9 protein-coding genes are annotated in these 14,648 nt (G+C 70.7%); 8 read left to right on the top strand and 1 reads right to left on the bottom strand.

Features of this window, described 5'->3' with window-relative positions:
- The first annotated feature begins 440 nt into the window (after positions 1-440).
- From ACIA8D_RS35660 to ACIA8D_RS35630, 7 genes are all read left to right on the top strand, one after another.
- Entirely contained in the window at positions 441-1,376 is a 936-nt protein-coding gene (locus ACIA8D_RS35660; protein WP_399238491.1) for an LLM class F420-dependent oxidoreductase, read from the top strand.
- Positions 1,377-1,400: 24 nt separating this feature from the next.
- A complete protein-coding gene (locus tag ACIA8D_RS35655) occupies positions 1,401-2,189 on the top strand; it encodes an SDR family NAD(P)-dependent oxidoreductase (RefSeq protein WP_399238489.1) in 789 nt (262 codons plus the stop codon).
- Positions 2,190-2,313: 124 nt separating this feature from the next.
- The gene (locus ACIA8D_RS35650) at positions 2,314-3,432 is read left to right on the top strand and encodes an LLM class flavin-dependent oxidoreductase (RefSeq protein WP_399238487.1); all 1,119 of its coding nucleotides are present in this window, start codon (positions 2,314-2,316) and stop codon (positions 3,430-3,432) included.
- Positions 3,433-3,685: 253 nt separating this feature from the next.
- Positions 3,686-5,425: an amidohydrolase family protein gene (locus tag ACIA8D_RS35645; RefSeq protein WP_399238485.1), complete on the top strand. Its 1,740-nt coding sequence runs from the start codon at positions 3,686-3,688 to the stop codon at positions 5,423-5,425.
- The gene (locus ACIA8D_RS35640; protein ID WP_399238483.1) at positions 5,422-6,885 is read left to right on the top strand and encodes an aldehyde dehydrogenase family protein; all 1,464 of its coding nucleotides are present in this window, start codon (positions 5,422-5,424) and stop codon (positions 6,883-6,885) included. Before ACIA8D_RS35645 ends, ACIA8D_RS35640 begins: the two co-directional genes overlap by 4 nt.
- 176 nt (positions 6,886-7,061) lie before the next feature.
- Positions 7,062-8,618, top strand: coding sequence for a serine/threonine-protein kinase (locus tag ACIA8D_RS35635; protein ID WP_399238481.1), 1,557 nt, complete (start codon positions 7,062-7,064; stop codon positions 8,616-8,618).
- Positions 8,619-8,836: 218 nt separating this feature from the next.
- The gene (locus ACIA8D_RS35630; protein ID WP_399238479.1) at positions 8,837-10,390 is read left to right on the top strand and encodes an APC family permease; all 1,554 of its coding nucleotides are present in this window, start codon (positions 8,837-8,839) and stop codon (positions 10,388-10,390) included.
- Positions 10,391-10,417: 27 nt separating this feature from the next.
- Here ACIA8D_RS35630 and ACIA8D_RS35625 read toward each other — a convergent pair whose 3' ends face one another.
- A complete protein-coding gene (locus ACIA8D_RS35625) occupies positions 10,418-11,917 on the bottom strand; it encodes a CehA/McbA family metallohydrolase (RefSeq protein WP_399238477.1) in 1,500 nt (499 codons plus the stop codon).
- Positions 11,918-12,044: 127 nt separating this feature from the next.
- Between ACIA8D_RS35625 and ACIA8D_RS35620 the strand changes: the two genes are divergently transcribed.
- A complete protein-coding gene (locus ACIA8D_RS35620) occupies positions 12,045-14,636 on the top strand; it encodes a bifunctional FO biosynthesis protein CofGH (RefSeq protein WP_399238474.1) in 2,592 nt (863 codons plus the stop codon).
- Positions 14,637-14,648: the final 12 nt, after the last annotated feature.

The following is a 14,648-nucleotide window of genomic DNA, read 5'->3' as shown; positions in this document are numbered from 1 at the left end:
GCCGGGGTCGGCGCCTCTGGTGACCGTTGCGCGGCACCGGGGTCTTTGGGGCTGTGCCGGGGTCGGCGCCCTTGGTGACCGTTGCGCGGCACCGGGGTCTTTGGGGCTGTGCCGGGGTCGGCGCCCTTGGTGACCGTTGCGCGGCACCGGGGCGCCGCCTTGCCCACCCTGCCGCCCAAGGCGGCAGATTGCCCAAGGCGGGTGGGCGTCGCCGTTTCGGGTGGGCAGTTCAAGCCCCTGCGGCGATTGAGCAGCGGGGTACGGGGCGGAGCCCCGGGTTTGTTCAGCGCCGTCGGCGTTTGAGGCGGAGCCCAGTGGCGTGGGGCGTGGGTTCAGTGAGGTGTGGTGCAGGGCCTTGTCTGATGGGGCGTCAGCCGTGAGGATGTTCGGCGTCCGCCGAATATGACGGGTCGTCAGAAAACTGATCGGCAGGGGCCCTTATGGTGTCGCTCGCGTACGGAATGCAACTCCCGGTCCAATCCCAGAGCACCGTCTACGCCGAGCCCTGGGAGGCATCGGCCGGCGCCGTGGACCTCGCCGAGATCGCCCGCACCGCGGACCGCGGCGGCTTCGACTACATCGCGAGCTGCGACCACGTCGCCATCCCGCGCAGGCTCGCCGACGCCATGTCGACGACCTGGTACGACCCCGTCGCCACGCTCGCCTATCTGGCCGGGATCACCGAACGGGTACGGCTGCTGAGCCACGTCGCGATCGTCGGGCTCCGACACCCCCTCGTCACCGCCAAGCAGTACGCGACCCTCGACCACCTCAGCGGCGGGCGGCTCGTCCTGGGCGTCGGGGCCGGACACGTACAGGAGGAGTTCGAGGCGCTCGGCGTCGACTTCGCCCGGCGCGGCGCCGTGCTCGACGAGAGCGTGGACGCGCTGAAGGCCACGCTCGGGCCGGAGGAATTCCCGGTGCACAAAGGGGAGTTGTTCCAGTTCGAGGGCCTCGGGCAGCGGCCGAGGCCCGCCCAGCGGCGCGTACCGATCTGGGTCGGCGGCTCCTCCGCGCCTGCCGTGCGCCGCGCCGCGCTCAAGGGCGACGGCTGGCTGCCGCAGGGCGACCCGAGGGACCGGCTCCCGGCGCAGATCGAGAAACTGCGGCGGCTGCGCGCCGAGGCCGGCGTCGAGGCGCCGCTCACCGTGGGCGCCATCACCGAGCCGCTGTACCTGGGCAAGCCGGCGTGGGACGTCGGGCGGCGCACCCTGACCGGCCCGGGCGAGGCGGTCGCCGAGTCGCTGCGGGCCTACGCCGCGATGGGGGTGCAGCAGATCCAGATCCGGTTCCGCAGCCGGACGCGCAAGGAACTCACCGACCAGATGGCGGCCTTCGCCGCCGAAGTCGCTCCGCACCTGAACGACCTCAACTGACCGACTAGGCAAGGGGTTCGACGAATGGGCAAGCTCGACGGACGCGTGGTCCTCATCACCGGTGCGGCGCGCGGGCAGGGAGAGCAGGAGGCGCGTCTCTTCGCCTCGGAAGGGGCGAAGGTCGTCGTCGCCGACGTGCTCGACGACCAGGGCGAGGCCGTCGCCAAGGACCTGGGCAACGGCAACGCCGTCTACGTGCACCTGGACGTGAGCAAGGAGGAGGACTGGGTCGCCGCCGTCGGCGCCGCGAAGGCCGCCTTCGGGAAGATCGACGGGCTGGTCAACAACGCGGGCATCCTGCGCTTCAACGAGCTGGTCTCGACGCCGCTCGACGAGTTCCAGCAGATCATCCAGGTCAACCAGGTGGGGGCGTTTCTCGGGATCAAGACCGTGGCCCCGGAGATCGGCGCGGCCGGCGGTGGGTCGATCGTGAACACCTCCTCGTACACGGGGGTGACGGGCATGGCGTACGTCGGCGCGTACACCGCCACCAAGCACGCCATCGTGGGCCTCACGCGGGTCGCCGCCCTTGAGCTGGCCGCGCAGAAGATCCGGGTCAACGCCGTGTGCCCCGGTGCCATCGACACCGCCATGAGCAATCCCTCGCAGCTCGACCCGGAGGCGGACAGCGAGGAGGCGGCCCAGGCGCTCGACGACCTGTACCGCAATCTCGTGCCGCTCGGCCGGGTCGGGAAGCCGGAGGAGGTCGCGCGGCTCGCGCTCTTTCTCAGCGCCGAGGAGGACTCGGCGTACATCACGGGCCAGCCGTTCGTCGTGGACGGCGGGTGGCTGGCGGGGGTCAGCGTGTTGTGACCGGGACGCCGCCTCCGGCAATAGCTGACGATGCGTCAGGTATTGACGGTCGGCGGGTCCGGTGGAACAGTCGATCCAACCAATCTGACGATGCGTCAGAAACTGACGAGGACGGTGAACCTCCTTGGAATTCGGGCTCTTTGTACAGGGATACTTGGGCAAGCAGGCGCTGACCGACCCGACGGCCGAGCACCGCGCGCTCATGAACGAGACCGAGTACGTCATCCAGGCGGACAAGTCCGGCTTCAAGTACGCCTGGGCGTCCGAGCACCACTTCCTGGAGGAGTACTCGCACCTTTCCGCGAACGACGTCTTCCTGGGCTATCTCGCGCACGCGACCGACCGGATCCACCTCGGCTCCGGCATCTTCAACCCGCTGGCGCCGGTCAACCACCCGGTGAAGGTCGCGGAGAAGGTCGCCATGCTGGACCACCTCAGCGAGGGGCGGTTCGAGTTCGGCAGCGGGCGTGGTGCGGGAAGCCACGAGATCCTTGGGTTCATGCCGGGTGTGACCGACATGAACTACACCAAGGAGATCTGGGAAGAGACCATCCGCGAGTTCCCGAAGATGTGGCTCCAGGACGAGTACGTCGGGTTCAAGGGCAAGCACTGGGAGCTGCCGCCCCGCAAGGTGCTGCCCAAGCCGTACGGTAAGTCGCACCCCGGCATGTGGTACGCGGCCGGGTCCCCGCCCTCGTACGCCATGGCGGCCAAGAAGGGCCTGGGGGTGCTCGGGTTCTCCGTGCAGAAGGTCTCCGACATGGAGTGGGTCCTGGAGCAGTACAAGACCGCCATCCAGGACCCGGACCCGATCGGTGACTTCGTCAACGACAACGTCATGGTGACGTCGACCGCGATCTGCGCCGAGACGCACGACAAGGCGGTGCAGATCGCCGTCAACGGTGGGCTCAACTACCTTCAGTCGCTGCTGTTCCGGTACCACGACACGTTCCCGCGGCCCGAGGGCATTCCCGAGTGGCCGGAGATCCTCCCCGAGTACTCCGCCGAGATCATCGAGCTGCTCATCGCCGAGGAGCTGATGATCTGCGGTGATCCGGACGAGGTGCTGCAGCAGTGCAAGCGGTGGGAGCAGGCGGGGGCGGACCAGTTGTCGTTCGGGCTGCCCATCGGGGTTTCGCACGAGGACACGTTGAACTCGATCAAGCTGATCGGGGAGCACGTGATTCCGAAGATCGATACGGATCCGGTGCACCGGACGACCAGGTTCCGGTCGGCTGTGTAGTCCGTATGGGCCGGCCCCGGTCTCCCCTCCCGGACGGAGGCCGGGGCCCTTCGGGCGGTGCGGGTGGCGTGGTTGACGTCGCGGGGCTCTGCCCCGGACCCCGCGCCTCAATCGCCGGCGGGGCTTCAAAAGATCGGGGCTCTGCCCCGGACCCCGCTGCTCAATCGCCGCAGGGGCTTGATTTGGCCGCAGGGGCTTGAAAGGTGAGCTCGACCGCCGCATGGTCCGGAATTTCGAAGGGAGACGGACTCGAATGCTCGATCACCTCATCAAGGGCGCCACCGTTGTCGACGGGACCGGTGCACCCGCGTTCACCGCTGATGTCGGGATTCGGGACGGGCGGATCGCCGTCGTCGCCGAGCCCGGGAAGGTCGCCGAGGAGGCGCGGAGTGCCGAGGACGCCTCGGGGCTCGTGCTCGCGCCCGGGTTCGTCGATCCGCACACGCACTACGACGCCCAGTTGTTCTGGGACCCGTACGCCACGCCCTCGCTCAATCACGGCGTGACCACCGTCGCCGGGGGCAACTGTGGGTTCACGCTCGCCCCGTTGAACCCGGAGCAGCCGGGGGACGCCGACTACACGCGGCGGATGATGTCCCGTGTGGAGGGGATGTCATTGGTCGCCCTCGAAGAGGGGGCGCCGTGGACGTGGAATTCGTTCGGGGATTATCTGGGTGCCCTCGACGGGCGGATCGCCGTCAACGCCGGGTTCATGGTGGGGCACTGCGCCCTGCGACGGTATGTGATGGGGGCCGATGCCGTCGGCGGGCAGCCGAGTGCCGAGCAACTCGACCGGATGGTGGGGTTGTTGAAGGATGCCATGGACGCCGGGGCCTGGGGGCTCTCCACCACTCAGTCCTCCTCGCATTCAGACGGGGACGGTGAGCCCGTCGCCTCCCGGCACGCGAAGCCCGCCGAGCTGATCGCGCTCAGCAAGGCGGTCGGCGAGCACGAGGGGACGCAGATCGAGGCCATCGTCGCCGGGTGTCTCGATCAGTTCAGTGACGATGAGATCGAGTTGTTCGTCGACATGACGGCTGCCGCCGGGCGGCCGCTCAACTGGAACGTGCTCACCATCGACGCCGCCGTGCCCGAGCGGGTGCCGCGGCAGCTGGAGGCGAGCGAGCGGGCCCGGAAGTCGGGCGGCCGGATCGTCGCCCTGACGATGCCGATCCTGACGCCGATGAACATGAGCCTCGGGACGTTCTGCGCGCTCAATCTGATACCCGGGTGGGGCGAGATCCTCGGCCTTCCCGTCGAGGAGCGGATCGCCAAGCTGCGCGACCCGGAGACCCGCACCGAGATGCTGCGGCGCGCCGACAGCAAGGAGGCGGGCGTCTTCCGCAGGCTCGCGAACTTCGGGCGCTACGTCATCGGGGACACGTACTCCGAGGCCAACGAGGGCCTGAGCGGGCGCGTGGTGCGTGACATCGCCGCCGAGCGGGGGCAGGAGCCCTTCGAGTGCCTGGTCGAGATCTGCGCCAACGACCAGCTGCGCACGGTGCTGTGGCCGATGCCCACCGACAACGACCCGGACTCCTGGGCACTGCGCCAGGAGACCTGGAACCACGAGGACGTCATGCTCGGCGGCTCCGACGCGGGCGCGCACCTGGACCGGATGTGCGGGGCGCCGTACACGACCCGGTTCATCGGAGACTGCCTGCGCGGGCGGAAGCTGCTGGGGCTTGAGCAGGCCGTGAAGATGCTGACCGATGATCCGGCGCAGCTGTTCGGGCTGCGGGAGCGCGGGCGGATCCAGGAGGGCTGGCACGCCGACCTGGTGCTGTTCGACCCCGAGACCATCGACGCCGGCAAGGCGACCCTCGTGCACGACCTGCCCGGCGACAGCCCGCGGCTCGACTCGAAGGCCATCGGCATAAATGCCGTATGGGTCAATGGAGTTGAGGCCATGCGAGGCGACGTCGTGAGCGGCGCCGTGCCCGGCAGGGTGCTGCGCTCGGGCGCCGACACCCGGACGGTGAGCACCAAGTGAGCGAATCCCAGCGGCTGTTCATCGGGGGCGAGTGGGTCGAGCCCGCCGCCGGGCACTACGACGTCGTCGACCCGGCGAGCGAGAGCGTCGTCGGGCACGCGCCCGAGGCCTCGCGGCAGCAGGTGTACGACGCCGCGCGCGCGGCCCGCGGCGCCTTCGGGTCGTGGTCGCGCACGAAGCCGGAGGAGCGGGCCGCGGTCCTCGACCGGGCCGCCGACCTCATGCAGCGGGACTTCGTCGCCAACGCCGAGCTGGCTCAGGCGGAGAGCGGGGCCACGACCGGGACCGCGCGCGGCATGCAGGTCGCGGTCGGCGTCTCGCGGTTCAGGCGGTACGCGAAGGGGGCCCTGGAGCCGGTCGAGCAGGCGATGCCGCCGCAGATCAGCGAGGCCGGGCCGATGGGGAAGGCTGGTGTGACGGGCGCGCTGGCCGTGCGCCAGCCGGTCGGCGTCGTCACCTGCATCACCTCGTACAACAACCCGTGGGCCAACCCGGCGGGCAAGGTCGCCCCCGCGCTCGCGATGGGCAACACGGTGGTCGTGAAGCCCGCGCCGCAGGACCCGCTCTCCGTGTTCCGGATGGCGGCCGCCCTGGAGGAGGCCGGGGCGCCGCCCGGTGTCGTGAACGTCGTCAGCGGCACCGACGTCGGCGTCGGCGAGGCCGCCGTCGATTCCCCGGACGTCGACATGGTGTCCTTCACCGGTTCCACCGCCGTCGGGCAGCGGATCGGCGAGGTGTGCGGCCGGTCCATGAAGCGGCAGCTGATGGAGCTGGGCGGCAAGGGCGCCGCGGTCGTCCTCGACGACGCCGACCTGGACTCGGCGGTCGCCGGGATCGGGACGACGTACGCCTTCTACAGCGGACAGATCTGCACCGCCCCGACGCGGGCGATCGTGCACCGGTCCGTGTACGACGAGTTCGTCGCCAAGCTCACCGCGTACATCGGCTACATGAAGGTCGGCGACCCGCGCGCGAAGGGGACCGTCGTCGGGCCCGTCATCTCGGCGGCGCACCGGGAGCGGGTCGAGTCCTACGTCGAGTTGGGGCGCAAGGAGGGCGCGACGGTCGTCGCGGGCGGCGACCGTCCGGCCGGGCTCGACCAGGGCTTCTACGTCGCGCCCACGCTCCTCGCCGACTGCACCAACGACATGCGGGTGGTCCGTGAGGAGATCTTCGGGCCCGTCGTCGCCGTGGTGCCGTTCGACGGGGACGAGGACGAGGCGGTCGCCCTCGCCAACGACTCCGACTACGGCCTCATCGACTACGTGTGGTCGGGCGATGTCGCGCGGGCCTTCCGGGTCGCGCGGCGGCTGCGGGCCGGCGGCGTCGGCGTGAACACCATTGGCCGGAACATGGAGGCGCCGTTCGGCGGCTTCAAGAAGAGCGGGGTCGGCAGGGACGTCGGCTCGTACGCCCTGCACGCGTACAGCGAGTGGCAGTCGATCGTCTGGCCGGGATAGGCCGGGATGGGCCGGGACAGGCCGGGACAGGCCGGGACAGGCCGCGACAGGTACGGGAGGGTCTCGACTGCATCACCAGCCCCACGGAACCCACGCACCTCCTTTCTGCGTGTCTACAACTGGGCATGTGAAAATGCGTAGTTGTAGATGACCACTACGGCGGAACCGGGGGTTCCATGGAGGCGCTGGAGGCGCAGGATCCGCGCACGGTCGGCATGTACCGGGTGCTCGGGCGGATCGGTGAGGGCGGCATGGGGCGGGTCTATCTGGCCCGCAACACGGGGGGCCGGAACGTCGCGCTGAAGTTCATCCACGCCGACATGGCGGCGCAGCCCGGCTTCCGGGAGCGCTTCCGGCGCGAGGCGGACGTCGTCCGCAGAGTCGGGGCGCCGGGCACGGTGCCGGTCGTCGACACGGGCCTTGACGAGCAGCACCCCTGGTACGCGTCGGAGTACGTGTCGGGACCCTCCCTCCAGGACTCGGTCGACCGGTTCGGGCCGCTGCCCGCCGAGTCGCTGTGGCGGCTCGCCGCCGATCTCGCGCAGACCCTGGAGCATGTGCACCGCGCGCGGCTCGTGCACCGCGACCTCAAGCCGTCCAACGTGCTGCTGTCCGCCGACGGGCCGCGCCTCATCGACTTCGGGATCGTGCACGCCGCGCTCGACGCGGGACTCTCCTCGGCGGGGCTGACCTCGACCGGGGCCCGGATCGGCACCCCGGCCTACATGTCGCCGGAGCAGGCGTACGGCGAGAAGGTGACCGCCGCCACGGACGTCTACAGCTACGGGCTCACGCTTGCCTTCGCCGCCACCGGCGTCCAGCCGCACCGCGGCAGCCTCGATCCACAGTTGCCCGGCGTCGGTGAGGAGCTGCGGGCCCTCATCCGGCAGTGCCTCGACCCGGAGTCGGAGCGGCGGCCCGACGTGGGGCAGCTCGTGGCCCGGGCGCGCACGCACGACGCGACGGGTGACGCGTGGCTGCCCGGGGCGGTCATCTCGCTGATCGCCCGCAAGTCCGGACAGCTGCTCAACCTGGAGGCGCGGGCCGACACGGTGATGCACGGGGCCGGGGCCGGTCCCGGGGCCACGCAGCCGGACGCGGGCGGCGTGTTCGGGCCGAGCGGCGGGGACTTCCACGACGCGGCCACGCGGGTGCCGGGAGCCGGTCCCGCGTCCCCGCCGCCGCCTTCGACGCCGCCCCCGGCGCCGTACTCGACTCCGCCCGGTGGCGCGCCCCACGGGGCGTACGCCGGGTTCCTCGGCGGCGGCGCCCAGCAGCCGACGGTCGACGCCTGGTCCGCCTCGTACGGGCAGCGACAGCCCGCGCCGCACGGGGCGCGGCCCGCGTCGGGGCTGCCGCCGCGCGGTACCGCCGAGCGGCACGACGGGGGCCCCGGACTGCCGGGGCGCCCGCTGCTCGGTCTCCTGTGGCTGGTGCCGGCGGGGTTCACCGCGCTGGTGAAGGTCCCCGGCATCCTCGGGCTGATCGACGCCGTCGCCGTCGTCGTGCTGGTCTACCGGGCGGTCCTGCTGTCCCGGCGGGGCGGCAGCGACCACGAGTACCTGGTGTTCTGGACCGGTCTGGGGGCCGCGACCGTGCTCGCCCTCTGCATTTCGACGGGGGCCCCCGTGATGATGGCGATCCTCGCGCTCCTGACGCTCGCCCTGATCTACGCGGTGCCCACCGCCGTCGGCCGTTTCCGCGGCGGAGGCCGCCCGGCGGCACGCACGTGACGCAATAGGCACGGGAAAATTTTGAAACGGGCGAAACGGACCCGGCTTCGATTACCGAATATCGAACGCCGGGCCATTGGCCTGTGATCTGCCGGTAGACTCGACGCATCTCCCTGGGATGCACCGGGCGCCCGCCCGGATTTCCCATGGATTGACAGACGCCCGGGTCGCGACAAATCCCGCCAGATGTGGAAACCGCAGGATTTAACGTCCTGTTCATGACTCAGTTGGACGCAGGGCCCTCGACGGAGCGGGCCGCAGACACGACCGCGGGCGGCGGCAAGGGCCTCGGCGGGAACTCCGTCGGGCTGCTCGGCAGTGCCGTCATCGGCGTCTCCACGGTCGCCCCCGTCTACTGCCTGACCTCCACGCTCGGCTCCACGGCCGGCGAGGTCGGCCTCCAGATGCCCGCGGTGTTCCTCGCGGGCTTCCTGCCGATGCTGCTCGTGGCCTTCGCGTACAGAGAGCTCAACAAGGTCATGCCGGACTGCGGCACGTCCTTCACCTGGACCGTGAAGGCGTTCGGGCCGCGCGTCGGGTGGATGTGCGGCTGGGGCCTGGTGATCGCGACGATCATCGTGCTCTCGAACCTGGCCGGGGTCGCGACCTCGTACTTCTGGCTCCTGGCGGGCGAGATCACCAACAGCACGTCGGTGGCGGCGCTGGACGACAACAAGGCCGTCCACATCGTCACGTGCCTCGTCCTCATCGCGGCCGCCACGGCGATCAGCTACCGGGGCATGACCGCCACGAAGGGCGTGCAGTACACGCTGGTCGGACTCCAGCTGGTGGTGCTCGCCGTCTTCGTCGCGATGGCGGTGGCCAAGGCGGGCTCCGCGGATTTCGCGGCGACCTCGGTGGACTTCTCGTGGTCGTGGCTGAACCCGTTCTCGGTGCAGTCCTTCGGGGCGTTCACGGCCGGTCTGTCCCTGTCGATCTTCATGTACTGGGGCTGGGACACCTGCCTCACCGCGAACGAGGAGACCATCGGCAGCGACAAGACGCCGGGGCGCGCCGCGCTCATCGCGATGGTCGTCCTGGTCGGCTCCTACCTGGCCACGGGTGTCGCCGCGCAGATGGTCGTCGGGTCCGGCGGCAAGGGGCTCGGCCTCGCCAACCCGGAGACCTCCGACAACGTCTTCGCGGCGCTCGCGGGCCCGGTGATGGGCCCCACCCTCGGCATCCTCCTCTTCATCGCCGTCCTCGCCTCCGCCGCGGCGAGCCTTCAGACCACGTTCATCCCGGTCGCCCGGACGGTCCTCGCCATGTCGACGTACGAGGCGCTGCCGGCGTCGTACGCGCGCGTGCACCCGAAGTTCCGCACGCCGGGCCGGGCCACGGTCACGGCGGGTGTCGCCACGGGTGTCTTCTACACGGTCATGACGCTGGTCTCCGAGCACGTGCTCGTCGACACGATCTACGCGCTCGGCCTCATGATCTGCTTCTATTACGCGCTGACGGCGTTCGCCTGCGCCTGGTACTTCAAGGCGGAACTGCGCGGTTCCGTGCGGGACTTCGCCTTCAAGGGGCTCTTCCCGCTGCTCGGCGGGGTCCTGCTGTCCGCCGTCTTCGTGAAGACGCTCGTCGACATGTGGAATCCGGCGTACGGCAGTGGTTCCTCGGTGTTCGGCGTCGGCTCGGTCTTCGTGATCGGGGTGGGGTTGCTGCTGGTCGGTTTCGTGATCATGCTGGTGATGGCTCGGCGCAGCCCGTCGTTCTTCCGCGGCGAGGTTCTGAACCGCCAGACGCCGGTGCTGGTCGTCGAGGAGTGATTCTCTCGGCCCGTCCTTCGGAGGGGCTTAAAACAGGAACACCGGGTTCGTGAAGGCCGCCAGGGGCCCGGGGAGGCCCGGCACCGTCGGGGTGTGGCGGAGCTCCGCGCGGACGTAGGACGCGTAGGAGGGGGTCGTACGCCAGGTCGCCGACTCCGCGCCCGCCGCAGAGGTGAAGAGCGTGCCCTGGTCCGTGACCAGGTGCAGGGTGCAGCCCGCCGGCGCCTTCGCCTTCAGGTCGACCGTGACCGGCGTGTCCGGGTCCACCGCCAGGCGCTCGCCGATGCCCGCGACCTCGCCCTTGCCACCCGTCGCCGTGAAGGTGAGCTCGACCGCCGAGGACTCGGCGACGTACGAGTGGCCCGCCTTGATGCCCGCCTGGATCGCGTCCCGGGTCAGGTCGTCCGCCAGGACCACCGTCTGCGGGCCGCCGACGCGGTCCGGATCCCGGTGCGCGTCGCTGTTGCCCATCGCCGGGATCCACCCGGTACGGCCCTTGGAACGGGCGTGCGCGACCAGCGTGTTGTCCCAGTCGGCCAGGGACACCTCGTCGTCCGGGGTGTACGGCCCGTTCCACACCTCGACCGCGTCCGCCTCGCCGAAACCGAACTTCCAGCCGCAGCCGATGCACGTCGCGTGCGGGTGCGCCGGGACGACCAGGCCGCCCGCGCGGCGGATCTGCTGCGCGTACTTGGCCCAGCGGTTGTCGCGGGCCCGGTAGCGCCAGTCGACGAAGGTGCCGGGGTCGGTGCCGAGGGCGACCACGTGGCCGTTCCGGGTGGTGATCTCCTCGCCGATCATGACGAGGAGGTCGTCGCCCGCCACGTCCGACCAGTGGGCGTGCGCGGAGTGCGTGTTGTGGTCGGACGTGTTGATGAAGTCGAGCCCGGCCGCGCGGGCGAGCGCGCCGATCTCGGCGGGTGTGCGGCGGCCGTCCGAGTACCAGGAGTGCAGGTGGCAGTCGCCCCGGTACCAGGCGCGGCCCCGGCCCCGGGCCCGCTGCGGCGGGTACTTCGGGCGGGGCGTGGGATCCGCCTTCCCGTGCGTGAGTGTCACCGTCACCTCGTACGGCAGGCCCTCGGGCGCCACCGTGTACGGGCCGAGCGCGATGTTCCAGCGGCCGGGGCGGACGGGCCCGGGGATGTAGCCGGGCGTCGCGTCGTCGGCGCGCACGAAGAACTCGGTGCGGGCGCCGCCCGACCAGCCGCGGAACCCCGCGCCGCCCAGCTCCGTGCCGCGCTCGTCGAAGATGCCGATGTCCAGGGCGTTGTTCTGGGTGCCGGCCGGGAGACCGGTGGCCTTCTCGTACGTGTAGGAGACCTTGATCTCGCGCACCCCGGAGGGGACGTCGACCGGCAGGTAGACGTAGTCGGGGGAGCCGGGCGGCAGGGTGCCCTTGAGCGTCTTCGTGGAGGTCGAGCCTTCGGCGGCGCTGGCGAAGCTCATGGTGCCGAGCGTAAGCGCGCTCGCGGCGCCGGTCACGAGCAAGGCTCGTCTGCCGATTCCGTGTTCGGCGTCAGTGCACATGTGGCGGCTCCCAAAGGTGGCTGGCGTGGCGCGTGCAACCCTCGTATTGAGCCGTGAACCGCGGTGCAATGGAAGGGCTCCGACGGGCGCCCTCGAAGTGTCCGGATGTCGCTCGTATGCTCGGTTCATGAGTGATCAGGACGCCGTACAGCAGAGCCAGCCCACTGCCAACTCGATGCGCCGCGCGCTCAAACGGGCCAGGGACGGTGTCGCTCTCGACGTCACCGAGGCCGCCGTGCTGCTCCAGGCGCGCGGCGACGACCTGGCCGACCTCACCGGGTCCGCCGCCCGCGTGCGCGACGCGGGCCTGGAGGCGGCCGGTCGGCCGGGTGTCATCACGTACAGCAAGAGCGTGTTCATCCCGCTCACCCGGCTGTGCCGTGACAAGTGCCACTACTGCACGTTCGTGACGGTCCCCGGCAAGTTGCGCCGCGAGGGCCACGGAATGTTCATGTCGCCCGACGAGGTTCTCGACATCGCGCGCAAGGGCGCCGAACTGGGCTGCAAGGAGGCCCTGATCACCCTCGGCGACAAGCCGGAGGACCGCTGGCCCGAGGCCCGCGAGTGGCTCGACGCGCACGGCTACGACGACACCATCGCGTACGTCCGCGCCATCTCGATCCGCATCCTGGAGGAGACGGGACTGCTTCCGCACCTCAACCCGGGTGTGCTGTCGTGGACGGACTTCCAGCGGCTCAAGCCCGTCGCGCCCTCCATGGGCATGATGCTGGAGACGACCGCCGAGCGCCTGTGGTCCGAGCCGGGCATGCCGCACTACGGCTCGCCCGACAAGGAACCGGCCGTGCGGCTGCGGGTGTTGGAGGACGCGGGCCGCTCGTCCGTCCCGTTCACCAGCGGGCTGCTCATCGGGATCGGCGAGACGTACGAGGAGCGCGCCGAGTCGCTGTTCGCACTGCGCCGCACCGCCCGCTCGTACCACGCCATCCAGGAACTGATCATCCAGAACTTCCGCGCCAAGCCGGACACGGCGATGCGCGGCATGCCGGACGCGGAACTCGACGACCTGGTCGCCACCGTGGCGGTCGCCCGGCACATCATGGGCCCGTCGGGGAACATCCAGGCCCCGCCGAACCTCGTCGACGGCGAGTACGCGCAGCTCATCGCGGCCGGGATCGACGACTGGGGCGGTGTCTCCCCGGTGACCATCGACCACGTGAACCCCGAGAAGCCGTGGCCGAAGCTGGACGAGCTGGCACGGCAGTCCGCCGAGGTCGGCTTCGAGCTGCGGGAACGTCTTTGCGTCTACCCGGAGTTCGTGACGCGCGGCGAGCCGTGGCTGGACCCGCGCCTGCTCCCGCACGTGAGCGCGCTGTCCGACGCCGACGGTCTCGCGGTCGCCGACGCGCCCGTCGTCGGCCGTCCCTGGCAGGAGCCGGACGAGGGGTACGTGGCGGCGTCGGGCCGCACCGACCTGCACCGCACCATCGACACCGAGGGCCGCACCAGCGACCGCCGCGACGACTTCGACGTGGTCTACGGCGACTGGGAGGCGCTGCGCGAGCAGGCGGCCCCCGGCATGGAGCCGTCCCGCATCGACGGCGACGTGCGCGCCGCGCTGAAGCAGGCGGCCGATGACCCGACGAAGCTCACGGACGACGAGGCCCTCGCCCTCCTGCACGCGGACGGCCCGGCCCTCGACGCGCTGTGCGGCATCGCGGACGACATCCGCAAGTCGGTGGTCGGCGACGACGTCACGTACATCGTCACGCGGAACATCAACTTCACGAACGTCTGCTACACCGGCTGCCGCTTCTGCGCCTTCGCGCAGCGCCGCACGGACGCCGACGCGTACACGCTCTCGCTCGACCAGGTCGCGGACCGTGCCGAACAGGCCTGGGACGTCGGCGCAGTTGAGGTCTGCATGCAGGGCGGCATCCACCCGGACCTGCCCGGCACGGCCTACTTCGACATCGCGAAGGCGGTCAAGGAGCGCGTGCCCGGCATGCACGTGCACGCGTTCTCGCCGATGGAGGTCGTCAACGGCGCCTCGCGCACCGGCATGTCCATCCGCGAGTGGCTCACGGCCGCCAAGGAGGCCGGCCTCGACTCGATCCCCGGCACCGCGGCGGAGATCCTCGACGACGAGGTCCGCTGGATCCTCACCAAGGGCAAGCTCCCGGCCGCCGACTGGATCGAGGTCATCAAGACCGCCCACGAACTGGGCATCCGCTCGTCCTCGACGATGATGTACGGGCACGTGGACCAGCCCCGCCACTGGCTCGGCCACCTGCGCACCCTGGCCTCGATCCAGCAGGAGACCGGCGGCTTCACCGAGTTCGTGACGCTTCCGTTCATCCACACCAACGCGCCGGTGTACCTCGCGGGCATCGCCCGCCCCGGCCCGACGACCCGCGACAACCGCGCGGTCACGGCCATGGCGCGGATCCTGCTCCACCCGCACATCCCCAACATCCAGACGAGCTGGGTGAAGCTCGGCACGGAGGGCGCGGCCGAGATGCTGCGCTCGGGCGCGAACGACCTGGGCGGCACGCTCATGGAGGAGACCATCTCCCGCATGGCGGGCTCCTCCTACGGCTCGTACAAGTCGGTCAAGGACCTGATCGCCGTCGCGGACGCGGCGGGCCGCCCGTCCAAGCCGCGCACCACGCTGTACGGGGCCGTCCCGGAGGAGCGGGTGCACGCGGCGCAGGCGTCGGACGGCCACCTGCCCGAGCTGCTGCCGGTGCTGGAGCCGTAGGAGGTGGGGCCG

Origin of the sequence: Streptomyces sp. NPDC051684 (assembly GCF_044453445.1) — a bacterium.
Taxonomy (GTDB): Bacteria; Actinomycetota; Actinomycetes; order Streptomycetales; family Streptomycetaceae; genus Streptomyces.
Note: the sequence above shows the minus strand (reverse complement) of the source record. Positions and strands in the feature narration are given on the sequence as shown.

Excerpts from the sequence above, each read along its gene's own strand:
- ACIA8D_RS35660 (WP_399238491.1), top strand. The coding sequence starts at position 441 with ATGGTGTCGCTCGCGTACGGAATGCAACTCCCGGTCCAATCCCAGAGC.
- ACIA8D_RS35655 (WP_399238489.1), top strand. The coding sequence starts at position 1,401 with ATGGGCAAGCTCGACGGACGCGTGGTCCTCATCACCGGTGCGGCGCGC.
- ACIA8D_RS35645 (WP_399238485.1), top strand. The coding sequence starts at position 3,686 with ATGCTCGATCACCTCATCAAGGGCGCCACCGTTGTCGACGGGACCGGT.
- ACIA8D_RS35635 (WP_399238481.1), top strand. The coding sequence starts at position 7,062 with ATGGAGGCGCTGGAGGCGCAGGATCCGCGCACGGTCGGCATGTACCGG.
- ACIA8D_RS35630 (WP_399238479.1), top strand. The coding sequence starts at position 8,837 with ATGACTCAGTTGGACGCAGGGCCCTCGACGGAGCGGGCCGCAGACACG.
- ACIA8D_RS35625 (WP_399238477.1), bottom strand. The coding sequence starts at position 11,917 with ATGTGCACTGACGCCGAACACGGAATCGGCAGACGAGCCTTGCTCGTG.
- ACIA8D_RS35620 (WP_399238474.1), top strand. The coding sequence starts at position 12,045 with ATGAGTGATCAGGACGCCGTACAGCAGAGCCAGCCCACTGCCAACTCG.